The sequence below is a fragment of the Anaerocolumna sp. MB42-C2 genome (assembly GCF_030913705.1).
In the GTDB taxonomy this organism is placed as follows: Bacteria; Bacillota; Clostridia; order Lachnospirales; family Lachnospiraceae; genus Anaerocolumna.
Genome location: NZ_CP133190.1, coordinates 1926476 through 1946633, shown reverse-complemented (window position 1 = coordinate 1946633; position 20158 = coordinate 1926476). Strand labels below are relative to the sequence as shown.

Sequence of the window (20158 nt, the reverse complement as noted above, 5' to 3'; positions counted from 1 at the left end):
AAAGGCAGATGGAGGCAGATATGAAAATTCAGTCTTATGTATTAGGTCTTGTAAGTACCAATTGTTATATAATATCCAATGAAAATACAAAAGAGGCTATTATTATTGATCCTGCAGATCAGGCCCAGGTAATTTCAGACAAACTAAATGAACAGGGTTTACATCCGGTAACGATTGTATTAACTCATGGTCACTTTGATCATATTATGGCAGCCGAGAGTCTTGCAAAGCGTTATAATATACCTGTTATAGCCGGTGAAGCAGAAAAAGAACTGCTGGCAGATTCTGATTTAAACGGCGGTTATATGATACGCAAAAACATTACTTTAAAGGCAGATCAATATGTTCGGGATAAGGAACAGATTACATTAGCCGGTCTTAAGATACAGTTGATTCATACTCCCGGACACACTGCCGGGGGTATGTGTTATTATTTTGAGAAAGAGAAAGTTCTAATCAGTGGTGATACCTTATTTTTGGAGTCAATAGGAAGAACGGATCTTCCCACCGGCAACGCAGCAACGTTGATAGATTCTATAAAGCAGAAATTAATGGTATTACCGGATGATGTTGAGATCTATCCCGGTCATGGAGACCGGACAACCATAGGATATGAAAGAACTCATAATCCTTATATTGGAGATAATGATTTCTGGGATTGATATTAAGCAGATAGGAGCCGTCATGATACAGGTTTATTTATCAAAAGACGAATACGAATATGATATATATTCCTTAGTAAAGGCATTTTATCCCAATGTTCAGATAAAGGTGTATAAGGAATTTCTTCCAGAACAAAAGGCAGAGAAAGATATAATTAAAGGGAATAGTTTAAGGAATATAAAGGATCAGACAGACTCATCTACCCCTCCGATAACCAATATTCTGCAGATTTATATCGATTTTTTGGATCCTTTCATTGAGATAAAAACGATTGAAGATGAAGTTTTATTATACTCAGAAAATCGTAGTTATGCAGAAAACCGGAATAATACTACCCGTGACTATAAACTTGATTCCGGGGCCGATAGGAATAAAGGTAAGCGGAATCTTTTAAAAAGGATGTTATACAGCTGTTTATCACATATAACCGGAAGAATATTGCCATGGGGAACCTTAACTGGTGTCAGACCTACCAAAATAGCTTATGAAAAGCTGGAAGAACATATTCCTGAGGATAAGATAGCGGAATGTCTGAAGAAAGATTATCTTTGTTCAGAGGAAAAGACCGCATTAAGCCTCCAGGTGGCTAAAAGAGAGAAAACTCTGTTAAATGAGATGGATTATAAGAATGGATACAGCATTTATATTGGGATACCATTTTGTCCAAGTACCTGTCTGTATTGTTCTTTTACTTCTTATTCATTTGAAAAATATTCAAGTGTAGTTGAAGCCTATTTAGATGCTTTATATAAGGAGATAACATTTGCCGGAAGCTGTAATATAAATAAAAAACTAACTACTGTTTATCTTGGAGGCGGAACACCGACTACCCTGTCTGCCAAACAGCTGGATGGATTGTTAACACATATAAGAAAAAATTTTGATTTTTCAAGTGTTTTGGAATATACCGTGGAAGCTGGCAGACCGGATAGCATAACTACAGAAAAATTAAAGGTTTTAAAAGATCATGGTGTTACCAGAATTTCAATTAATCCTCAAACCATGAGGCAGAAAACCTTAGATTTAATAGGCAGAAAACATTCGGTTCATCAGGTTACAGAAGCGTTTCATATAGCAAGAGATTACGGCCATAATAATATTAATATGGATATCATTGTCGGGCTTCCCGGTGAGATATCCGAAGATGTAGCCTATACTTTGGAAGAAATCGATAAGCTAAAGCCGGATAGTTTAACGGTTCATACACTGGCAGTTAAACGTGCAGCCAGATTAAACATTCAGAAAGAAGAGTATCAGGATTTGGTATGCCCAGATACTACCGACATGTTAAAATTAACATCTGATTATGCAAAGAAATCGGATTATCTTCCATATTATCTCTACAGACAGAAGAATATGGCAGATAACCTCGAAAATATAGGATATTCTAAATTTGGTAAAGAAGGTTTATATAACATACTGATCATGGAAGAGAAGCAGACAATCCTTGCTTTAGGTGCAGGTGCACTTTCCAAGTTTGTGTTTCACAAGGAAAACCGTTTAGAACGGGTAGAAAATGTAAAAAGTTTAAAAGATTATGTGGAACGGATTGATGAGATGATTGAGAGAAAACGTATTTTCATAAAGGAAAATTCTTATTTTAATTCATAGGAAAACCCTACAAACTCACTAAAGCGGAGGGTCTTTAACATAGATTGGATAGACAGGCTCTTGATATAGAAAGGAAATATGAATGTTGTTACAGGAAACACTGGATTTATATGAACCGGAAAATGATACTGCTATGGAAGATGATCTGGAAGAGGCAATTGACCATGGAATCCTGGTTAGCAAATTAGCGTTTCTCTTATCAAAAGAAATGGAGATGGACGAGAATTATTGCTATACCATGGCAGTGGCAGGAATGGTACACGATATCGGCAAGCTGAAGTTAGGGCAGTTTTTATATAAACGCAGCAATAATACATTAACAGTAGAAGAAATGAAATACATTCGTATGCATCCTGCAATCGGCTATGAAATACTGAAAAAATATAAATATGATGATACTATATTAGAATCTGTTTACCACCATCATGAAAATTATGACGGTACAGGTTATCCGGATAATCTCAAAGAAAGTGCCATACCAATCGGCGGCAGAATTTTAAGGATATGTGATGTGTACGCGGCATTAATATCAGACAGAAGATACCGGTCCGCTTTTAATCAGGAGACTGCGATTAATTTATTAATCGAAGAAGTGAAGAATTTTGACATGGGAATATTCCTTGCTTTTTTAAGAGTGGTTCATTCTGAAAAGTTTTCTGATGTTAACAATTTTGTACATGAAATAAACAAAAAAAATTATTCTTGGAGAAAAATTCTTCATGATGGTTATTATTAAAATATAAATAGATGTGGAGGTAAAGACATGATTACACAAAGACCTAAAGGTACACAGGACTGGTTTGGAAGTAATATGTACAAAAGAACCCGGATAGAAGAACTGGCAAGAGAATTATGCAGGACTTATAATATAAAAGAAGTGATTACACCTGTATTTGAACATACTGTATTATTTCAACGAGGAGTTGGTGAAACTACAGATGTAGTACAAAAAGAAATGTACACTTTCGAAGACAAAGGGAAACGCAGTGTCACCCTGAAACCGGAAGGAACTGCAGGTGCAATACGTGCTTATCTGGAAAATAATTTATATGCGGAAAGTCAGCCGACAAAACTGTTTTATGTAACGCCTGCATTCCGGTATGAACAGCCACAAAGCGGAAGACTTCGCCAGCATCACCAGTTTGGTGTGGAATTTATCGGTTCTAAAAGTCCTTTGGCTGAGGTGGAATTAATTACTTTAATTACTACTTTTATAGAGAAGATAGGGCTTAAGAATGCCAGACTCCACATAAACAGCATTGGCTGCAGTAATTGCAGAAAGACCTATAACGAAGCATTATTAGAGTATCTGAAGAAACAGGAAGAGAATTTATGCCCGACCTGCCGGGAAAGAATGCTTAAAAACCCTTTAAGAGTATTGGATTGTAAGGTTCCGACCTGCAAAGAGATTGTAAAAGATGCACCAAGAACCATAGAATATCTGGATGAAGAATGCAGGACACATTTTGAAGAATTACAGGATTTATTAAAAGAGTTAAATATTCCTTTTGAAATAGATACCGGTATAGTCAGAGGTTTGGACTACTACACGAAAACTGTATTTGAATTTGTTAATGAGGAAGGTTTTACTTTATGCGGAGGCGGCCGTTATGATAATCTGATTCATGAGATTGATGAAAAACAGGATATTCCCTCTGTTGGTTTTGGTATGGGTATAGAACGTATCATTTATTTCCTGGATAAAGAAAATGTAGAACTAAAACCGGAGCCAGCGATTGAATTATATGTTGGTATCTTAGGTAAAGAATCCAAAGCAGCAGCTTACAAAGTAGTTAATCAGTTAAGAAATGCAGGAATCATAGTAGAGACCGATTATATGGACCGTAGTGTAAAAGCTCAGATGAAATATGCGAATAAGATCGGAGCTAAAAATACAATTATTATTGGCGCAGATGAATTAGCCGTAAATAAAGTATCCATAAAAAACATGGAAAGCGGTCAACAGACTGAGCAAACACTGGAAAAAATCGCAGAGTATTTTAGCAGAGACTAAATTTTAAATAACGGAGGAAATTGATTATGGTGAAACATATTGTAATGTGGAAACACGGAGATAATTTTACAGAAGAGGAAAAGATGGAGCATGCAAAAATCATCAAAGAAAGTCTGGAAGCTTTAATTGATAAGGTACCCGGTGTTATTTCCATAAAAGTAATTACGGAGCCCCTGCCGTCCGGTTCCGGTCATGCAGACTTGATTTTGGACAGCTCCTTTGAGAGTGCGGAAGCATTGAATAACTATCAGGTTCATCCTGAGCATGTGAAAGCTGCAACCTTTGTGAGATCTGTTGTGAAAGACCGGAAATGTATTGACTATTATGAATAATCAGTGATATGATAGCAAAGGAGTTTTGGCGTATCATTTGATACGTAACAAAAGGAGGTCAAAATGGCAGAATCAATGAAGGGCTTGCACAGAAGCCACAGATGTACAGAAGTAACCGGTTCCAATATTGGAGAAGTGGTAACCGTTATGGGATGGGTTCAAAAAAGCAGAAATAAAGGCGGAATTATCTTTGTAGACTTAAGAGACCGTTCAGGACTTTTACAGGTTATATTTGAAGAAGGAGATATCGGCGCAGAAGGATTTTCGAAAGCAGAGAAATTAAGAAGTGAATTTGTTATTGCGGTAGTTGGTAAGATTGAAGCACGTTCCGGTGCAGCCAATGAAAATCTTGCAACCGGCAGTATTGAACTTAGAGCTGCCGAACTTCGTATCCTGTCTGAAGCAGAGACACCGCCGTTCCCAATAGAAGAAGAGAGCAAAACCAAAGAAGAATTAAGATTAAAATATAGATATCTGGATTTAAGAAGACCGGATTTACAGAAAAACCTGATAATGAGAAGTAAGGTTGCCACATTAACCCGTCAGTTTTTAGCTGAAGAGGGCTTTTTGGAAATAGAAACTCCGATGCTTACTAAGAGTACACCGGAGGGTGCAAGGGATTATCTGGTTCCAAGCCGTGTTCACCCAGGCAACTTTTATGCACTTCCCCAATCACCTCAGATTTTTAAACAGTTATTAATGTGTTCCGGTTACGACCGTTATTTCCAAATCGTAAAATGCTTCCGTGATGAAGATTTACGTGCGGACAGGCAACCGGAGTTTACCCAGATTGACATGGAATTATCCTTTGTGGATGTAGATGATGTAATCGGCGTAAATGAAAGATTATTACAAAAGTTATTTAAAGAAACCATTGGTATAGAGGTAGCACTTCCTATCCAGAGGATGACTTATGCGGAAGCAATGGACCGTTTTGGTTCCGATAAACCGGATATCCGTTTTGGAATGGAATTAAAAAATGTATCTGAGGTTGTAAAGAATTGCGGTTTTTCCGTATTTACAGGAGCATTGGAAAAAGGCGGCTCCGTTCGCGGTATCAATGCAGATGGACAAGCTGAGATGCCAAGAAAGAAAATCGATGCATTAGTTGAATTTGCCAAAGGATTTGGAGCAAAAGGATTGGCATACCTTGCTATTAACAGTGACGGTACTTATAAATCCTCTTTCTCTAAATTTATGACAGAAGATGAATTGGCAGCTTTGGTATCAGCAATGTCGGGTAAACCGGGCGACTTATTATTATTTGCCGCTGATGAAGATGACGTTGTATTTGATGTATTAGGTAACTTACGTTTAGAGATAGCAAGAAATCTGGACTTATTAAAGAAAGATGAGTATAAATTTCTTTGGGTAACGGAATTCCCGTTACTGGAATACTCCAAAGAAGAAGGAAGATTTACAGCTAAACATCACCCATTTACCATGCCTATGGAAGAAGATCTGGAATTATTAGATACTGACCCCGGTAAAGTAAGGGCGAAAGCTTACGATATTGTATTAAACGGAACAGAAATCGGCGGCGGCAGTGTGAGAATCTTCCAGAATAATGTTCAGGAGAAAATGTTTGAAGTATTAGGATTTACCAAAGAAGATGCTTATGATCGTTTCGGATTCTTATTAAATGCGTTTAAGTATGGAGTTCCACCCCATGCCGGACTTGCTTATGGACTGGATCGACTTATTATGCTTATGGCACAGGAAGACAGTATCCGTGATGTAATCGCCTTTCCTAAAGTAAAAGATGCCTCCTGTTTAATGACAGATGCCCCGAATATAGTAGAGCAAAAACAATTAGATGAACTTGGAATCGGAGTTGTTTTAGAAGAGCAATAGTAAATTAACAGAGACAATAAAGTAACAGAATATTAAAGTAACAGAATAATAAATTCTTTGAGGTAATAGAGTTTTTTAACTTTATTACCTTTTACTTTTTTTATATTAATTAAAGAATTGAATTAGACTCTGAATTATCCTATAATAGAAGTGATAAATCATTTACTTTTAGAAGAGGTGTTTATGAAACGAATACCAAATAATTTTGAAACGAAACATAGAAACAAAGTAAAAATAGTCAAATTTATATATAAAAAAGGCGAAACATCGAAACAGGAGATTTCCAGAGAGCTTGGACTTAGTATGCCTACGGTATTGCAGAATGTGAAAGAACTGCTGGAGGATGGTATCGTGACTGAAGTCGGGAAATATCAATCTACCGGCGGAAGAAAGGCCGGTGCACTGGCTTTGGCAAAAGGGCACAAATATGCGGTAGGAATTGATATTACAAAAAATCATATCAGTATGGTTCTTGTTGATACCAGTGGTACGGTTTCCGTATATAAAAGATTAAAACGGTTCTATGAGGACACGGTTGAATATTACGAGATTTTGGGAGTTGAACTTGAAGTATTTCTAAATGAAAATCAGATCGACAAAAATAAGGTTCTGGGTGTTGGTTTATCAATACCCGGAATCGTTGATACATCAAATTCAGTTCTATTGCGAACCCATGTCTTTAAAGTCAGTAACTTAAGTCTCAAAAAGTTCAGCCAATTTTTAAAATATGAAGTTGCGTTCAGCAATGATGCCAATAGTGCAGCTTATGCAGAGCTTAGAGAATCAGCAAAAAACAGTATATATTTATCCTTGAGTAATACAGTGGGTGGTGCGGTATATATTAACGATGAAATATACATGGGAGATAATTTTAAAAGTGCTGAGTTTGGACATATGGTGATAGAACCGAACGGACGGACCTGTTATTGCGGTAAGAAAGGGTGTATGGATGTTTATTGTTCTGCGTTGAATTTATCGAAATATACCGATGAAAATCTGGATTTATTTTTTGATAAATTAAAAGACGGCGATAAAGATAGTAAGAAAGCCTGGGATGAATACATCAATTATCTTGCAATTGCAGTATCAAATTTAAGAATGGCTTTTGATTGCGACATAATTTTAGGCGGTTATGTCGGTGGATATTTGGAAGAGTATTTGGTAGAATTAGGACAGGCTGTTATGATATATAATAACTTTGACATAGATACTACTTATATCAAAAGCGGTAAGTATAAAATAGAAGCGGCTGCAGTTGGAGCAGGGATACAATTTATAGAACGATATTTTAATTCCATATACTAAGTATAAACCTTATGATTGTTTCAATATGGTCATAAGGTTTTATTTATGTGTATTTCAGCTCCGGATCTGATTGACCGGTTAAAAATAATAAATAGTAAAAGAATAACTGGATTTGACTTGACTTTTTAGTATAAGAATGCAATAATATAATAACTTTAATAAAACATTTTATAAAAGAGATAAATTATCATTTGGGAGGTTATTTCTATGGACGGATTGATGAAAGTTGCAGTAATGAATGGTATTGGAGAAATGGGTTTTGAACAAAGACCTATTCCAAGCCCTAAAAACAATGAGGTATTAGTTAAACTGGAATATGTGGGGATCTGCGGATCAGATCTGCATTATTATGAAACGGGGAGAATTGGGGATTACATAGTAGAACCACCCTTTGTACTGGGGCATGAGCCTGGTGGTGTTGTAGTAGAAGTCGGTGCGGATGTAAAACATTTAAAGACAGGAGACAGGGTTGCATTAGAGCCGGGAAAAACATGCGGACATTGTGAATTTTGTAAAACCGGAAGATATAACTTATGCCCTGAGGTTGTTTTCTTTGCTACCCCGCCGGTAGACGGAGTATTCCAGGAGTATGTGGCTCACGAAGCGGATTTGTGTTTTAAACTTCCGGATAATGTAAGTACATTAGAGGGAGCTTTAATAGAACCTTTAGCGGTGGGATTCCATGCAGCTATACAGGGAAATGCCAGAGCCGGTCAGACTGCAGTTGTTTTGGGTGCAGGCTGTATTGGTCTGGTTTGTATGATGGCTTTAAAAGCTATGGGTGTCATGAAGGTATATGTAGTAGATATTATGGAAAAAAGATTAGAAAAAGCATTGGAACTGGGTGCTACTGATGTAATTAATGCGAGTAAAACGGATGCTGTAAAAGCCATATTGGAATTAACTAATGGTGCGGGCTGTGATTTGGCAGTTGAAGCAGCAGGAACTGAGATCACTACGAAACAAGCGGTATATATGACAAAAAAAGGTTCCAATATAGTATTGGTAGGTTATAGCAAGAGTGGTGAGATGACTCTCCCGATGAGTCTTATCTTAGATAAAGAGCTTACTTTAAAAACCGTGTTCCGTTATCGTCATATTTATCCCATGGCTATAGAAGCAGTGGCAGCAGGCAAGGTAAATCTAAAGGGAATTGTAACGAATGAATTCTCTTTGGATGAAGCTCAAAAAGCAATGGATTACAGTGTGAATAATAAAGCTGAGATAGTAAAAGCAGTAATAAAAATAGGATAAGAAAGATTTTTTTCTTGCATATAGGTATAAGTGACAAGAACTTTTAAATAAAAAGGCTGTTCCAAAATTCAAAATCTATCTTATATGGGAGAGAATATAGTTAATATTTTGCAGATGTTAACAATATTCCAAACCCAAATAAGATGGATTTATTTTTTGCCCCTTTTTCTTATTTAATATTTTTACGGTATTGCTCCGGAGTTATACCAGTTTGTTTCTTAAAGACACGAAAGAAATATTTGATATTATCATAACCTACGGATTTTGATATTTGATACAATTTCATATCAGTTTGAGTTAATAGCTCTTTTGCTTTATTTATACGTATGTTGTTAACATAGTCTACAAATTTTTCACCGGTTTTTTCTTTAAATAAAAAACTGCAATAGCTTCGGTTCATATAAAACAAGGAAGATATAAATTCCATGGATAGATTATTTTTATAATTTCTATCAATATATAATTTTATTTTTCCAATATTGTCATCAATCTTATAAATACTGGTATTTGCCATACTAGAAGATATATTAGTGAAGAGTAGTTTTAAATAATTATTCATTTCTTCAAAGTTAAAAATAGAATTAAATATATTCTTTATACTTGAGGAATCATTATTTAAAGAGGAATACTGATAGTAAGTACTTAACATAATTTTTGTTTTTTGAATTAAATCATTACAGTAAAATTTGGCTTCATATAATGTACAATCTGGAATAGACATAAAATAATTAAATAAATTATCTATTAAGTCAATTACTTTCGTTTCTTCTGCAGCCTCAATACGGAATAAAAATTCATCTGATAACTCCCAACTAAAACGTTTATGTGTATTGTTAATCTCATTATAAAAATAATAATGATTTAAATCTGTCAGTTTCTTTGAATTTAGTGCATCTACACATTCATTAAAAGCAGCATTTAACTGCAGTAAATCAGATTTGATATTACTGATTCCGATAGAGACAGAAGAATCCATTTCCATCAGTAATTGAATCAACCCGGAGCTGATCTGCTTACAGAGACTATTTAGTTTAACTGGTGTATTATCCGGAAAAAACAGGACAAAAAATCCCATCTTATCATTATTCAGATGAGATATATATAAGCCCAAATCTCCATATCCACTGGTGATGGCATAGTTATTTAAGGCAGTTTCATCTAAGTTAGAAGTAGAATGAATTGTCATTAGTACTATATGGTGCATGGAATACATGGTTTTTAGCTTTTCTGAGTTTAATTCCAGCTGCCGGTTATGGTAACCTAAAATAAGGTTTTTCAGCATTTGGATATCATAACCGTATTGAACATATTCTTTTTCTGCCTCAATGGATATAATTTTATTGTCAGAGGATTGATTATTTTCTATCAGATGAATTGCTTCCATCATGGTATTTTGTATGTCTTCCTTACTAAAAGGCTTTAATATATAACTGATTACTTTTGCCTGGATCGCTTGTTTTGCATAGTCAAAATCTTTATATCCGCTGATAACGATTATCTGTTTAGTTGAATATTTCTCCCGTATTAATTTTAGTAGTTGGGTGCCGTCTACTACGGGCATATTCATATCAGTTATTATAATATCCGAATCTGTTTCATCAATAAGCTGCATACCTGATTCTCCGTTATCTGCTTCACCGATACATTGAACTCGGCCATCTAATGTTCCGATCTTTTTTATTGTTCCTTTTCTGGTTAAAGTTTCATCATCAATTATGATATAACGGTACATAATGCCTCCTATTTTAGTACAGGTAATTTAATCATTATCGTGGTTCCTTCTTTTTCCTTGCTTTTAACAGATAATCCATACCCGATTCCATAATACAGTTCAATTCGGGAATGGATATTTTTTAACCCTATACTCTGCTTTTCACGCCGGCCAAGTTCGGTGAATAAAATCGGTTTACTTAAAGATTCCTGCACTTCCCGTAATTGTTTCTCATTCATACCCATGCCGGTATCGGTTATATCTATGAATATTATTTCATTTTTTACATTAACCGATATTATAACTTTCCCGGCTATGGAGCATCGGTTAAGGCCATGGTACAGTGCATTTTCTACTAAAGGTTGTAATATTAATTTTAAAATTTTTAATTTTAAAACAGATTCATTGATTTCATAAATAATCTCGAAACGGTTGTCAAAACGAATTTTCTGGATCGACATATAGTCATTTACATTTTTAAGCTCATCCTGAATATTAACTAGTTCGCTTTCTGTATTGATGCTGTAACGGAGCATATTGCCAAGTGCCAGGGATATAATGGAAATGCTTTCAATTTCCTCAATCTCTGCTATACTGTTTATAGATTCTAAAGTATTATATAAAAAATGTGAGTTAATCTGTGCTTCCAGAGACTTCATCTGAGAATCCAGAGTTATCAGTTTATTGTGGTATTGTTCTTTAATAAACTGATTATTTTCTTCTACCATATTATTATATTCATTGTATAACACACCAATTTCATTATGTAAATTCAAATATTTATCAGCAGTTACCAACCCGTGTTTTTTATGATTTCGCATAATATCACTAAGAGCGGAGATTGGCCTGGTAAGTGATCTTGATAAGAAGAAAGATATAATAATGAATATTAGTGCACAGGAAGTTGCAATACCAATAATTAAAAATTTCGTAAAGTTAAATTCATTATAAATAGGTTTCATATCAATGGCAGCAACAACTGTTAGAGCGGGGTTGTCCAATGTATTCTTAATTACATTGATATTCTTATTGTTTTTTTTATTGGTAAAACTAGCCTTTACAGAATCAATGTTAGTATAGAGTATATTTCCGTTTTCTTTTGAAACAGTTAATAAGGCATGCCCTGGAAGTGTATTAGAGCTGCTTATATCAAAGACATCCGGTGAACAGTCAATCAGTAAAACACCTAAAAAGTCTTTTGTATATACATCATAAAGAGCTCTGGAAAAAGAAATGGATCTTTGGGAGTTTAATATAAAGGCTTTTTTACTTAAATCACTAATATATAGCTGTCCTTTTTTTTCTAAGGTTTTTTTATACCAGGAATCTTCAAAAGGAGTGTAATCGTTTTGGATGTCAATTCCATTATTCCAGCCATAACCTATATTCTCTCCGCCTGGAGTAAAGATAAAAACACCATTTACAAAATTATTAGAATATAACAGATGCTGACATAAAAACCGCATATTATTACGACTTTTCCATAAATCATATACGGTGTAATTACCCTTTTCTCTATACTTTTTTATATCATCTAATACACTATAAGAACTATTAGAATATAGCTGGAAAATTTCTGTCATGCCATCCACCGCATCAATATGGGCTTTTGTAGCTTCTACCGCATTATCAACAATACTGTTAGTAACTTGAATGGTCTGTTTGTTTACAAGATCAGTATACCGCCCATATACAAAAATAGTAATTATAACGATAGGCAGAACAGAAATAGTAATAAATATAAGTAAAAATTTATTATTTAATTTCAAAATTATATCTCCTTCGGAAAAAAGATATAAATAATATATCATAAATCTGCATTAAAGTATACCGACATTGTGTAATTGCTATAGAATGAATGGAATTAAAAATCCAACAATAATATACCATAACATCCAACAAAAATATACTGCTACTATGCTACAATAACTTTGCAATGATAATTCAGCAATAAAAACAGGGAGGAATTAATGTATGAAAAGAAAGAAATTTTTATCGATGCTATTAGTTATCGTTATGGCTGCAATTATGCTTTTTGGGTGTGGTAAGAAATCTGATAGCAGCGTCGTTACCACAGGAAATGAAACTGCAGCGAATACTAAAACAGCAGATTCATCAAAGGCTGATTCCGGTTCAAAAGATAGTACGGCTACAGACGCTGGAGAAGAAGTTACAATTACTTTTATGTGTTCAGGCACATTAGCAACAGAAGGTGAAGATTTTCAGGTAGATCAGATGACAAGATTAGTGGAGCAAAAATTTTCCAATGTTAATCTTGAAGTTACAAAACTTCCTGATGATCAATATTATACGGCATTAAAAACTAAGCTTGCTACAGGAGAAGCACCGGATATTATGTGGGTACAGCCAAGGTATGCTGGAGTTAACTCCGTTTTTGCTTTAGCTAAAGCCGGTTATTTAACAGATCTCTCCGATTTAAATGCTGCCAAGTTAGTTGGACCCGGTGTAAAAGATTTCACTTATAACGATAAGATTTATGCAATACCGGCAGGTGTTACATATTTGGGTACCTATTACAATAAAAATATGTTTGATCAATACGGTTTATCTGTTCCAACCAATTGGAGTGAGTTTGAAAATGTATGTAAAGTTTTAAAAGATAACGGCGTTCAACCTATTGTTATGGGGGATAAAGATATGTATGTCATGCAGTTTGGTTTATATCAGCTGGCAGCTAATATGATTTATCCGAAAAATCCTACCTATGATGATCAGTTGCGCGATGGTTCCGTTAAATTCACTGATGAAGGAACCTGGGATAAAGTACTTGAAAGATATGGCTCTTTATATGAAAACGGATATATTCAGTCCGGTTCTTTAGGATTAGGTGCATCTCAGGCAATACAAAAATTTATCGATGGCGAAAGTGCTATGATTTTTGACGGTACATTTAATGCGCAGGCAATTAATTCGACCGGAGCAGCGGATTTTAAAAGAGGTTATTTCCCATTACCGGGTAATGACGAGGGTCAGCAACTCTATACGGCTGGTGCACCCGGTGCGGGACCAGCTATTTATTCCGAATCTAAAAACGCCGATTTATGCAAACAGATTTTAGAGTATTGGTTTGACGGTCAATCTGATCTTTACAAAGCATATGAAAGCTGCGGAAAATTCATTTCAACCAATGAGGGTGCTGTAGTTGATCCTTTATACAGTGATTTCATGAAATTATATTCTGAAGGTAATTCCTGGTATTGGTGTAATCAGGCATGGCCTGCCGGAACTGAAAATGAAATGGAAGCATTATTTGGTGAAATGATTGGTGGTGCAGGAACAACAGTTCCTGATATTACAAAAGGTATGCAAAGCAAAATGGAAGAATTACTTGCAGAATAACAGACTTGGTTAAGTTAAAGGAGGCGTTGCAAAATTACTATTTTAGACTTGTGCCTGGAATTTATCCACAAGTAATATAGATATGAATTTTGCATCTGCCTCATTTATTGTAAGGCAGTGCAGCTAGATTCTGGTAAACCAGATTCTTTCTTGTCATCAAGGTTGTTGAATGATAGAAAAGGAGAGAGCAAATTGAAAAAGAAGAAAATGCATAAGTCTCTGGTTATGACGAATAAAATGTTTTGGTTTGCAGTGCCGGCATTTCTTATGTACTTTATATTCTGGATATTTCCTGTATTTCAGCTATTTCGATACAGTATGACTAATTTTAACGGAATTGACCAGAATTATGATTTTGTAGGTTTTAAAAATTATATTACTTTGTATAAAGAGGGCACTTTGTTAAATGCGGTTCCCAATACTCTTATTTACGCCGTAGTTCTTGTTGCTGTTAGTAATATTATTGCGTTGGCACTGGCATTATTGCTCAATGCCAATATAAGAGGGAAAGGTATTTACCGTACAGCAGCATACTTACCAACCTTATTTAGCGCGATAGTAATTGGTTTTATCTGGTCATATGTGTATATGCCAAGTGATGGTATGATCGCTACCATAATGAATAATATAGGAATGGACGGTTCTAAGTTTAATATATTAGCGGGTTTTAAATCTGCATTGTATGCAATTATAACCGTTGATATCTGGAAGCATATCGGAACTACGATGATTATATATCTGGCCGGATTACAGACAATTGATACAAGCTTAATTGAAGCCGGTAAAATCGATGGCTGCAGTGGCTGGCAGATGATACGAATGATTAAGATACCTTTAATCTCAGCAACTATCACTATTAATGTCGTATTAAGTATAATTAATGGCCTCAAAGCATATGATTATGTTTTTATTATGACCAATGGAGGACCTGGAAAAGCGACGAATACATTAATGTATTCTATATACAAATTGGCATTTACAGAGCAGCTGATGGGTAAATCAGCAGCATTGTCTGTCGTAGCATTTATACTGATTATTGCAATTACTATTTGTTTGCTTATCTTTATGAATAAGAAGGAGGTAGAAATGTAATGAAGACAAGAAACAAATTCAAACCGGGAAATATATTAATTCATGTAATACTTATCCTATATTCTATCATTACATTAGCTCCACTTATTACTGTATTTTCCAGCTCGTTTCGTACAATTGGAAATCAGGCATCCCATTTAAAATTATTTATGGAATTTTCTATGGAAAGTTATAGAACAGCCTTTAAAAAAATGGATTTTCCAATTGTTTTTTTTAATAGCTTTATTACCACGGCAGGTTCACTGATTGTAATTGTTATTATCGGAGCTGCGGCAGCTTATCCTATAGGTAGATTGAAATCTAAATTAAGCAGATTTTTATATTACTTTTTTATTGCTGGTCTTGTGATTCCAGCACAGATGGTTATTATTCCCGTAGCACAGATGTTTAATTCTTTAAACATTCCATATACGAGGTTTACGCCAATGTTTATGTTTATCACTTGCAGTATGCCATTTACAACGTTTTTGTACTCCGGATTTATGAAAGGTGTTCCTGTGGAGATTGAGGAAGCTGCTTATATGGATGGAGCGAATCTTTTTACGAGGTTTGCACAAATTGTATTTCCACTTTTGAAACCGGCTACGGTGGCGGTAGTTATTACGCAAGGTATCTGGATATGGAATGATTATTTTTTCCCAATGGTATTTATAACGAAATCAGAGCAATTTAGTTTACCGGTTGCTATGATTCAGTTTTTAGGTGATAGAGAAAATCCGGCACAATGGAACGTATTATTTGCATCCTGTTTCTTGTGTGCATTACCATTAATAACCTTATTTTTAATTTTTCAAAAGCAGTTTGTCAATGGTGTTGCAGCCGGTGCTGTTAAAGGTTGAGTACATCCAGGACGACTGGTATAGTAGGTGGAAATTCGACACGGCAAGGTAGCTAGCCATATCGTGAGGTGTGATTTTACTAAACTTTTAATTACATAGGCTGTTGCAAAACTTATTTTATTTACTTTATGAGTAAATAATTTATAAACTTTGCAGCAGCCTTTAATAAAATTTAAGATAAGAGAGAGGTATAATATGTTAGAAGTATATGATTTAAAATGTGAATACAAAAAAAATCCTAACTGTATCGATACTGAGAAACCGAGATTCAGCTGGAAAATTAAGACGGATAAAAAGAATGTCTTACAGAAATCTTTTGTATTATCAGTGATAGATGGTATAGAGGGCACTACTATTTGGAGGAAAGAAGATAATTCCTCTGATTCCATACATATACCTTATGAGGGGGAAAAACTAAAGTCCAACCACAGGTATTATTATTCCGTTGAAATCACTGATAATTATGGAGAAAAAGCAGATTCTACCGAAATTTCTTATTTTGAAACCGGTATATTGGATCCTGATTTGTGGAGTGGTGAGTGGATCGGAAAAGAAAAGAAGACAAAAAGAGAGTGCATGGACATTTGCCCAGTATTGCGAAAGAGCTTTAAACTGATAAAAAGAGTAAAATCCGCAAGAATTTATATCAGCGCAATGGGTTTATATGAATTGCATTTCAATGGTCAGATAGTAGGGGATTATGTTCTGACACCCGGTTGGACGAGTTATAATAACCGCATACAATATCAATGTTACGACGTAACCAATTTACTGCTGATAAATGAAAATACGATAGGAATCAGGTTGGGAGACGGATGGCATAACGGTGAGATTTCATTTAACCATCAGATACATACTTATGGAGAAAATATCGGAGCCATCGCTCAACTTATGATTACTTATGAAGATGATACAGAAGATACGGTTGTAACGGACGCAACCTGGAAAACGGCTGACAGTGGTGTTTTATTTTCTGAAATTTATGATGGTGAAATCTATGATGGAAATAAAGAACCAGACGGTTGGAATATCAATGGGTTTGATGATACACACTGGGAAAAGGTAGTTATCCTGAACAGGACCAAAGCGAATCTTGTAGGAACTATAAATGAGGGAACCAAGCGGATAGAAGAAATCAAACCAATAGCAATAATTAAAACTCCGTCCGGAGAAACATTAATAGATATGGGACAAAATATGGCCGGATGGGTTAAAGTTACTGTTTCTGGGAGACAGGGCGATAAGGTTCATCTAAAACATGGAGAAGTATTAGACGGTAATGGTAATTTTTATTTTGATAATATCAGGCTCGCAAAGCAGGAAACCTGCTATACATTAACAGGGAAAGGGGTGGAAGTGTTGGAACCCCATTTTACCTTTCAGGGGTTCCGTTATATTAAAATCCTTGAATTTCCAGGAGAAGCGGCTATTGATAATTTTACCGGAGTAGTTATTCATACGGATATGGAACCTACCGCAAAATTCTCCTGCTCTAATCCGTTAATTAATCAGTTATGGCATAATCTGGTCTGGGGACAGAAAGGTAATTTTATTGATGTGCCAACAGACTGTCCTCAAAGAGATGAACGGTTAGGATGGACGGGAGATGCGCAGATTTTCTGCAGAACGGCATGTTTTAATTTTGGAGCAGATTCCTTTTTTACAAAATGGTTGGAGGATGTAAAAGCGGATCAATTTTATAATGGAGCCATACCCTTTGTCGTTCCTAATGTTCTTCCTACTGATTGGAGTTTTTTAACGGAATGTCAGCTGGGATTTGAACAAACCTCCGCCGCCTGGGGAGATGTAATTACTGTTTGCCCCTGGACTCTTTATCTCTGTTATGGAGATAAACAGATTTTAGAAAAATCCTATCCGGCAATAGAAAAATATGTAGCCTATATACGGAATGGGTATAAAAACGGAAGTGGTAATCCATTTATCTGGGATTGGGGTCCTCAATTAGGAGACTGGCTTGCATTAGATCATTCGGAGGGAAGCTACCGTGGCGCTACGGAGGAAAGCTTTGTGGCAACTGCTTATTATGCCAATACAGTGAAGATTTTATGTAAATGCGCAAAAGTTTTGAGAAAAGAGAAAGATGTTATTACATATTCAAACCTTTATGAAAGCATAGTTATGAACTTTAAGAAAACCTTTATGAAAGATGGTATAATCCTGCAAAATACTCAGACCTCGCAAATTATACCATTAGAATTTGGTCTTTTAGAAGGAGAAGAGGTCAATTTTGCTGTAGAAAAATTAGTAAAATTATTAAAAGAAAATAATTACCATTTAACAACCGGCTTTATTGGAACGCCATATTTATGCCATGTTTTAAGTAAAAACGGATACAGTGAAATTGCATATCGGTTATTAATGCAAACGGATTATCCATCCTGGCTATACCAGATATTAAAAGGAGCGACAACCATATGGGAGCATTGGGATGGAAAGAAACCGGACGATACTTTCTGGAGTCCTAATATGAATTCGTTTAACCATTATGCCTACGGTGCAATCGGTGACTGGTTGTACAGGGTTGTGGCAGGAATTGAGATAGATGAAGAATATCCGGGATATAAACACTTAATTATTAAGCCATCTATAAACGACTGCATTCAAAATGTAACCTGTGAGTATGAATCCGTTTATGGAAAAATTATAAGCAAATGGGAAATCGGTGAAGATAATACAGTGGATATGTTGGTTAGAGTACCGGCTAATACAGTAGGTACGATTTATTTACCTGATCAGGAAAATACAAAATTAGACGTTGGATCCGGGGAATATCGTTTTCAATTTAAATTGAATAAATAAGAAAATTGGAGGTTTTACTATTCGTAACCACCCGTCTTCATCTTGATTTTAAATACTTATTGACATAATTTAAATTAACCTGTAAAATTAATTTAAATAATTTAAAAATTTAAACTAATTTGTAAGGTGGGTATAATGAAACTAAAAGCAAAAGATATTGCACGAGAACTGGGCGTCTCCACAGCTACCGTATCACTGGCGCTGAATAATAAGCCCGGTGTAAATGAGCTGACGCGGAACAAAATTTTAAATTATGTTAAAGAATCTGAAGAAGATAGAGAAGTTTGGAAAAGCCGTAAAGAAAAAACTATACGAATGTATACTTTCTTACAGGAAAGCGGTCTATTCGATGAAAATGAAAATGCAAGGCATTATATGGGATATGCAGAAGCCTCAAGAAGGGCCAGAGCAGCCGGGTATAAAATGGATATGTTATTTGTAGACCGTAATAAAGATGATTTTGTAAAAATATTAAAAGAATGCCAGGAGGAAGATGTCGCAGGTGTGTATCTGGGGGCTGCTTATATGACTTTGGAGGATTATCAATGCCTTCGTGGTTTTAATATACCCTTTGTTGTATGTGACCAGGATTTTGAGGATTTGCGTACCGACAGTATTACATTAAATAACCAGCAGGGAGTTAAAACAGGATTAAGATATCTTTATGATAATGGCTATAGAGATATTATGTATCTGCGAAATTCCAAGAACTTCTACAATATGTATGAAAGAAGAAGCGCATGTAATGCTTTCATGAATGAAAAAAAGCTCCAGCAGATCGAAAATGAACGAATTTTAGATATTGGAAGCACTACCCAGGAAATATACGATAACATGTATAAATATATTAAGAACAAAGGTCATGTTCCCAATGCCATCTTTGCAGAAAATTTTGAAGTAACCATAGGAGTATCCAGAGCATTGCAAAGTTGTGGATTTCGTATTCCGGAGGATGTATCCATTGTAGGTTTTGATGAAATTCCAGGAGCCGCGATATTAGGTTTCCAGCCTACTTTTCTTAGAGCATTACATGGAAATGTTGCAAACATAGCGGTTGGACGATTACTGGATCGAATAAAGAAAAAAAACCGTGAGTCAATTCATATATTAGTTAATACGGAATTTGTAATTGGGAACAGTGTTAAAAGAATTTGAGATAATAAAAAAAGTTAATATTTGAAATTTAAAAAGTAGATCATTTATTTAAAAAGATTTACTTTTTTTAATTTTTTAAAAATGAATTCAATGCATTATTAATATCGATAATAAAATTAACTGTACAAAATGCATAAAAATAAATATA

15 protein-coding genes are annotated in these 20158 nt (G+C 35.1%); 13 read left to right on the top strand and 2 right to left on the bottom strand.

What is annotated here, in order from left to right:
• Positions 1-20: 20 nt before the first annotated feature.
• The 8 genes from RBU59_RS08730 (at position 21) to RBU59_RS08695 (ending at position 9033) form a co-directional block, all read left to right on the top strand.
• Positions 21-662, top strand: coding sequence for an MBL fold metallo-hydrolase (locus RBU59_RS08730; RefSeq protein WP_308147493.1), 642 nt, complete (start codon positions 21-23; stop codon positions 660-662).
• Positions 663-684: 22 nt separating this feature from the next.
• Positions 685-2274, top strand: a complete 1590-nt coding sequence (hemZ, locus tag RBU59_RS08725) for a coproporphyrinogen dehydrogenase HemZ (protein WP_308147492.1) — start codon at positions 685-687, stop codon at positions 2272-2274.
• 82 nt (positions 2275-2356) lie between these two features.
• Entirely contained in the window at positions 2357-3010 is a 654-nt protein-coding gene (locus RBU59_RS08720) for an HD-GYP domain-containing protein (protein ID WP_308147491.1), read from the top strand.
• A 27-nt stretch (positions 3011-3037) separates the two neighbouring features.
• Entirely contained in the window at positions 3038-4288 is a 1251-nt protein-coding gene (gene hisS / locus RBU59_RS08715; RefSeq protein ID WP_308147490.1) for a histidine--tRNA ligase, read from the top strand.
• A 26-nt stretch (positions 4289-4314) separates the two neighbouring features.
• Positions 4315-4620 carry a Dabb family protein gene (locus RBU59_RS08710; protein WP_308147489.1) on the top strand — a complete coding sequence of 102 codons (306 nt, stop codon included), beginning with the start codon at positions 4315-4317 and terminating at the stop codon, positions 4618-4620.
• 63 nt (positions 4621-4683) lie between these two features.
• A complete protein-coding gene (gene aspS / locus RBU59_RS08705; protein WP_308147488.1) occupies positions 4684-6474 on the top strand; it encodes an aspartate--tRNA ligase in 1791 nt (596 codons plus the stop codon).
• A gap of 183 nt (positions 6475-6657) precedes the next feature.
• The gene (locus RBU59_RS08700) at positions 6658-7779 is read left to right on the top strand and encodes an ROK family transcriptional regulator (protein ID WP_308147487.1); all 1122 of its coding nucleotides are present in this window, start codon (positions 6658-6660) and stop codon (positions 7777-7779) included.
• A gap of 207 nt (positions 7780-7986) precedes the next feature.
• The gene (locus tag RBU59_RS08695) at positions 7987-9033 is read left to right on the top strand and encodes an NAD(P)-dependent alcohol dehydrogenase (protein WP_308147486.1); all 1047 of its coding nucleotides are present in this window, start codon (positions 7987-7989) and stop codon (positions 9031-9033) included.
• A gap of 169 nt (positions 9034-9202) precedes the next feature.
• On the opposite strand, the gene RBU59_RS08690 is transcribed toward RBU59_RS08695, so the two are convergent.
• Both RBU59_RS08690 and RBU59_RS08685 read right to left on the bottom strand, forming a co-directional pair.
• Complete coding sequence (locus tag RBU59_RS08690) at positions 9203-10765, bottom strand: response regulator (RefSeq protein WP_308147485.1); 1563 nt, start codon at positions 10763-10765, stop codon at positions 9203-9205.
• Between the two features lie 8 nt (positions 10766-10773).
• Entirely contained in the window at positions 10774-12513 is a 1740-nt protein-coding gene (locus tag RBU59_RS08685) for a sensor histidine kinase (RefSeq protein WP_308147484.1), read from the bottom strand.
• A 205-nt stretch (positions 12514-12718) separates the two neighbouring features.
• Here RBU59_RS08685 and RBU59_RS08680 point away from each other — a divergent pair, with 205 nt between their 5' ends.
• The 5 genes from RBU59_RS08680 to RBU59_RS08660 all read left to right on the top strand — a co-directional run bounded on the left by RBU59_RS08680 (position 12719) and on the right by RBU59_RS08660 (position 20010).
• Positions 12719-14104, top strand: a complete 1386-nt coding sequence (locus tag RBU59_RS08680) for an ABC transporter substrate-binding protein (RefSeq protein WP_308147483.1) — start codon at positions 12719-12721, stop codon at positions 14102-14104.
• A 192-nt stretch (positions 14105-14296) separates the two neighbouring features.
• Entirely contained in the window at positions 14297-15196 is a 900-nt protein-coding gene (locus RBU59_RS08675) for a carbohydrate ABC transporter permease (protein ID WP_308147482.1), read from the top strand.
• Positions 15196-16035, top strand: coding sequence for a carbohydrate ABC transporter permease (locus RBU59_RS08670; RefSeq protein ID WP_308147481.1), 840 nt, complete (start codon positions 15196-15198; stop codon positions 16033-16035). Before RBU59_RS08675 ends, RBU59_RS08670 begins: the two co-directional genes overlap by 1 nt.
• Positions 16036-16230: 195 nt before the next feature.
• Positions 16231-18855 (top strand): alpha-L-rhamnosidase, encoded by a 2625-nt coding sequence (locus RBU59_RS08665; RefSeq protein WP_308147480.1) that lies wholly within the window; start codon positions 16231-16233, stop codon positions 18853-18855.
• A gap of 135 nt (positions 18856-18990) precedes the next feature.
• On the top strand, positions 18991-20010 hold the full coding sequence (locus RBU59_RS08660) for a LacI family DNA-binding transcriptional regulator (RefSeq protein ID WP_308147479.1): 1020 nt from the start codon (positions 18991-18993) through the stop codon (positions 20008-20010).
• Positions 20011-20158: the final 148 nt, after the last annotated feature.

Bases quoted from the DNA above. Each gene is read 5' to 3' on its own strand.
- RBU59_RS08730 (WP_308147493.1), top strand. From the start codon at position 21: ATGAAAATTCAGTCTTATGTATTAGGTCTTGTAAGTACCAATTGTTAT.
- hemZ (WP_308147492.1), top strand. From the start codon at position 685: ATGATACAGGTTTATTTATCAAAAGACGAATACGAATATGATATATAT.
- RBU59_RS08720 (WP_308147491.1), top strand. From the start codon at position 2,357: ATGTTGTTACAGGAAACACTGGATTTATATGAACCGGAAAATGATACT.
- hisS (WP_308147490.1), top strand. From the start codon at position 3,038: ATGATTACACAAAGACCTAAAGGTACACAGGACTGGTTTGGAAGTAAT.
- RBU59_RS08710 (WP_308147489.1), top strand. From the start codon at position 4,315: ATGGTGAAACATATTGTAATGTGGAAACACGGAGATAATTTTACAGAA.
- aspS (WP_308147488.1), top strand. From the start codon at position 4,684: ATGGCAGAATCAATGAAGGGCTTGCACAGAAGCCACAGATGTACAGAA.
- RBU59_RS08700 (WP_308147487.1), top strand. From the start codon at position 6,658: ATGAAACGAATACCAAATAATTTTGAAACGAAACATAGAAACAAAGTA.
- RBU59_RS08695 (WP_308147486.1), top strand. From the start codon at position 7,987: ATGGACGGATTGATGAAAGTTGCAGTAATGAATGGTATTGGAGAAATG.
- RBU59_RS08690 (WP_308147485.1), bottom strand. From the start codon at position 10,765: ATGTACCGTTATATCATAATTGATGATGAAACTTTAACCAGAAAAGGA.
- RBU59_RS08680 (WP_308147483.1), top strand. From the start codon at position 12,719: ATGAAAAGAAAGAAATTTTTATCGATGCTATTAGTTATCGTTATGGCT.
- RBU59_RS08670 (WP_308147481.1), top strand. From the start codon at position 15,196: ATGAAGACAAGAAACAAATTCAAACCGGGAAATATATTAATTCATGTA.
- RBU59_RS08665 (WP_308147480.1), top strand. From the start codon at position 16,231: ATGTTAGAAGTATATGATTTAAAATGTGAATACAAAAAAAATCCTAAC.
- RBU59_RS08660 (WP_308147479.1), top strand. From the start codon at position 18,991: ATGAAACTAAAAGCAAAAGATATTGCACGAGAACTGGGCGTCTCCACA.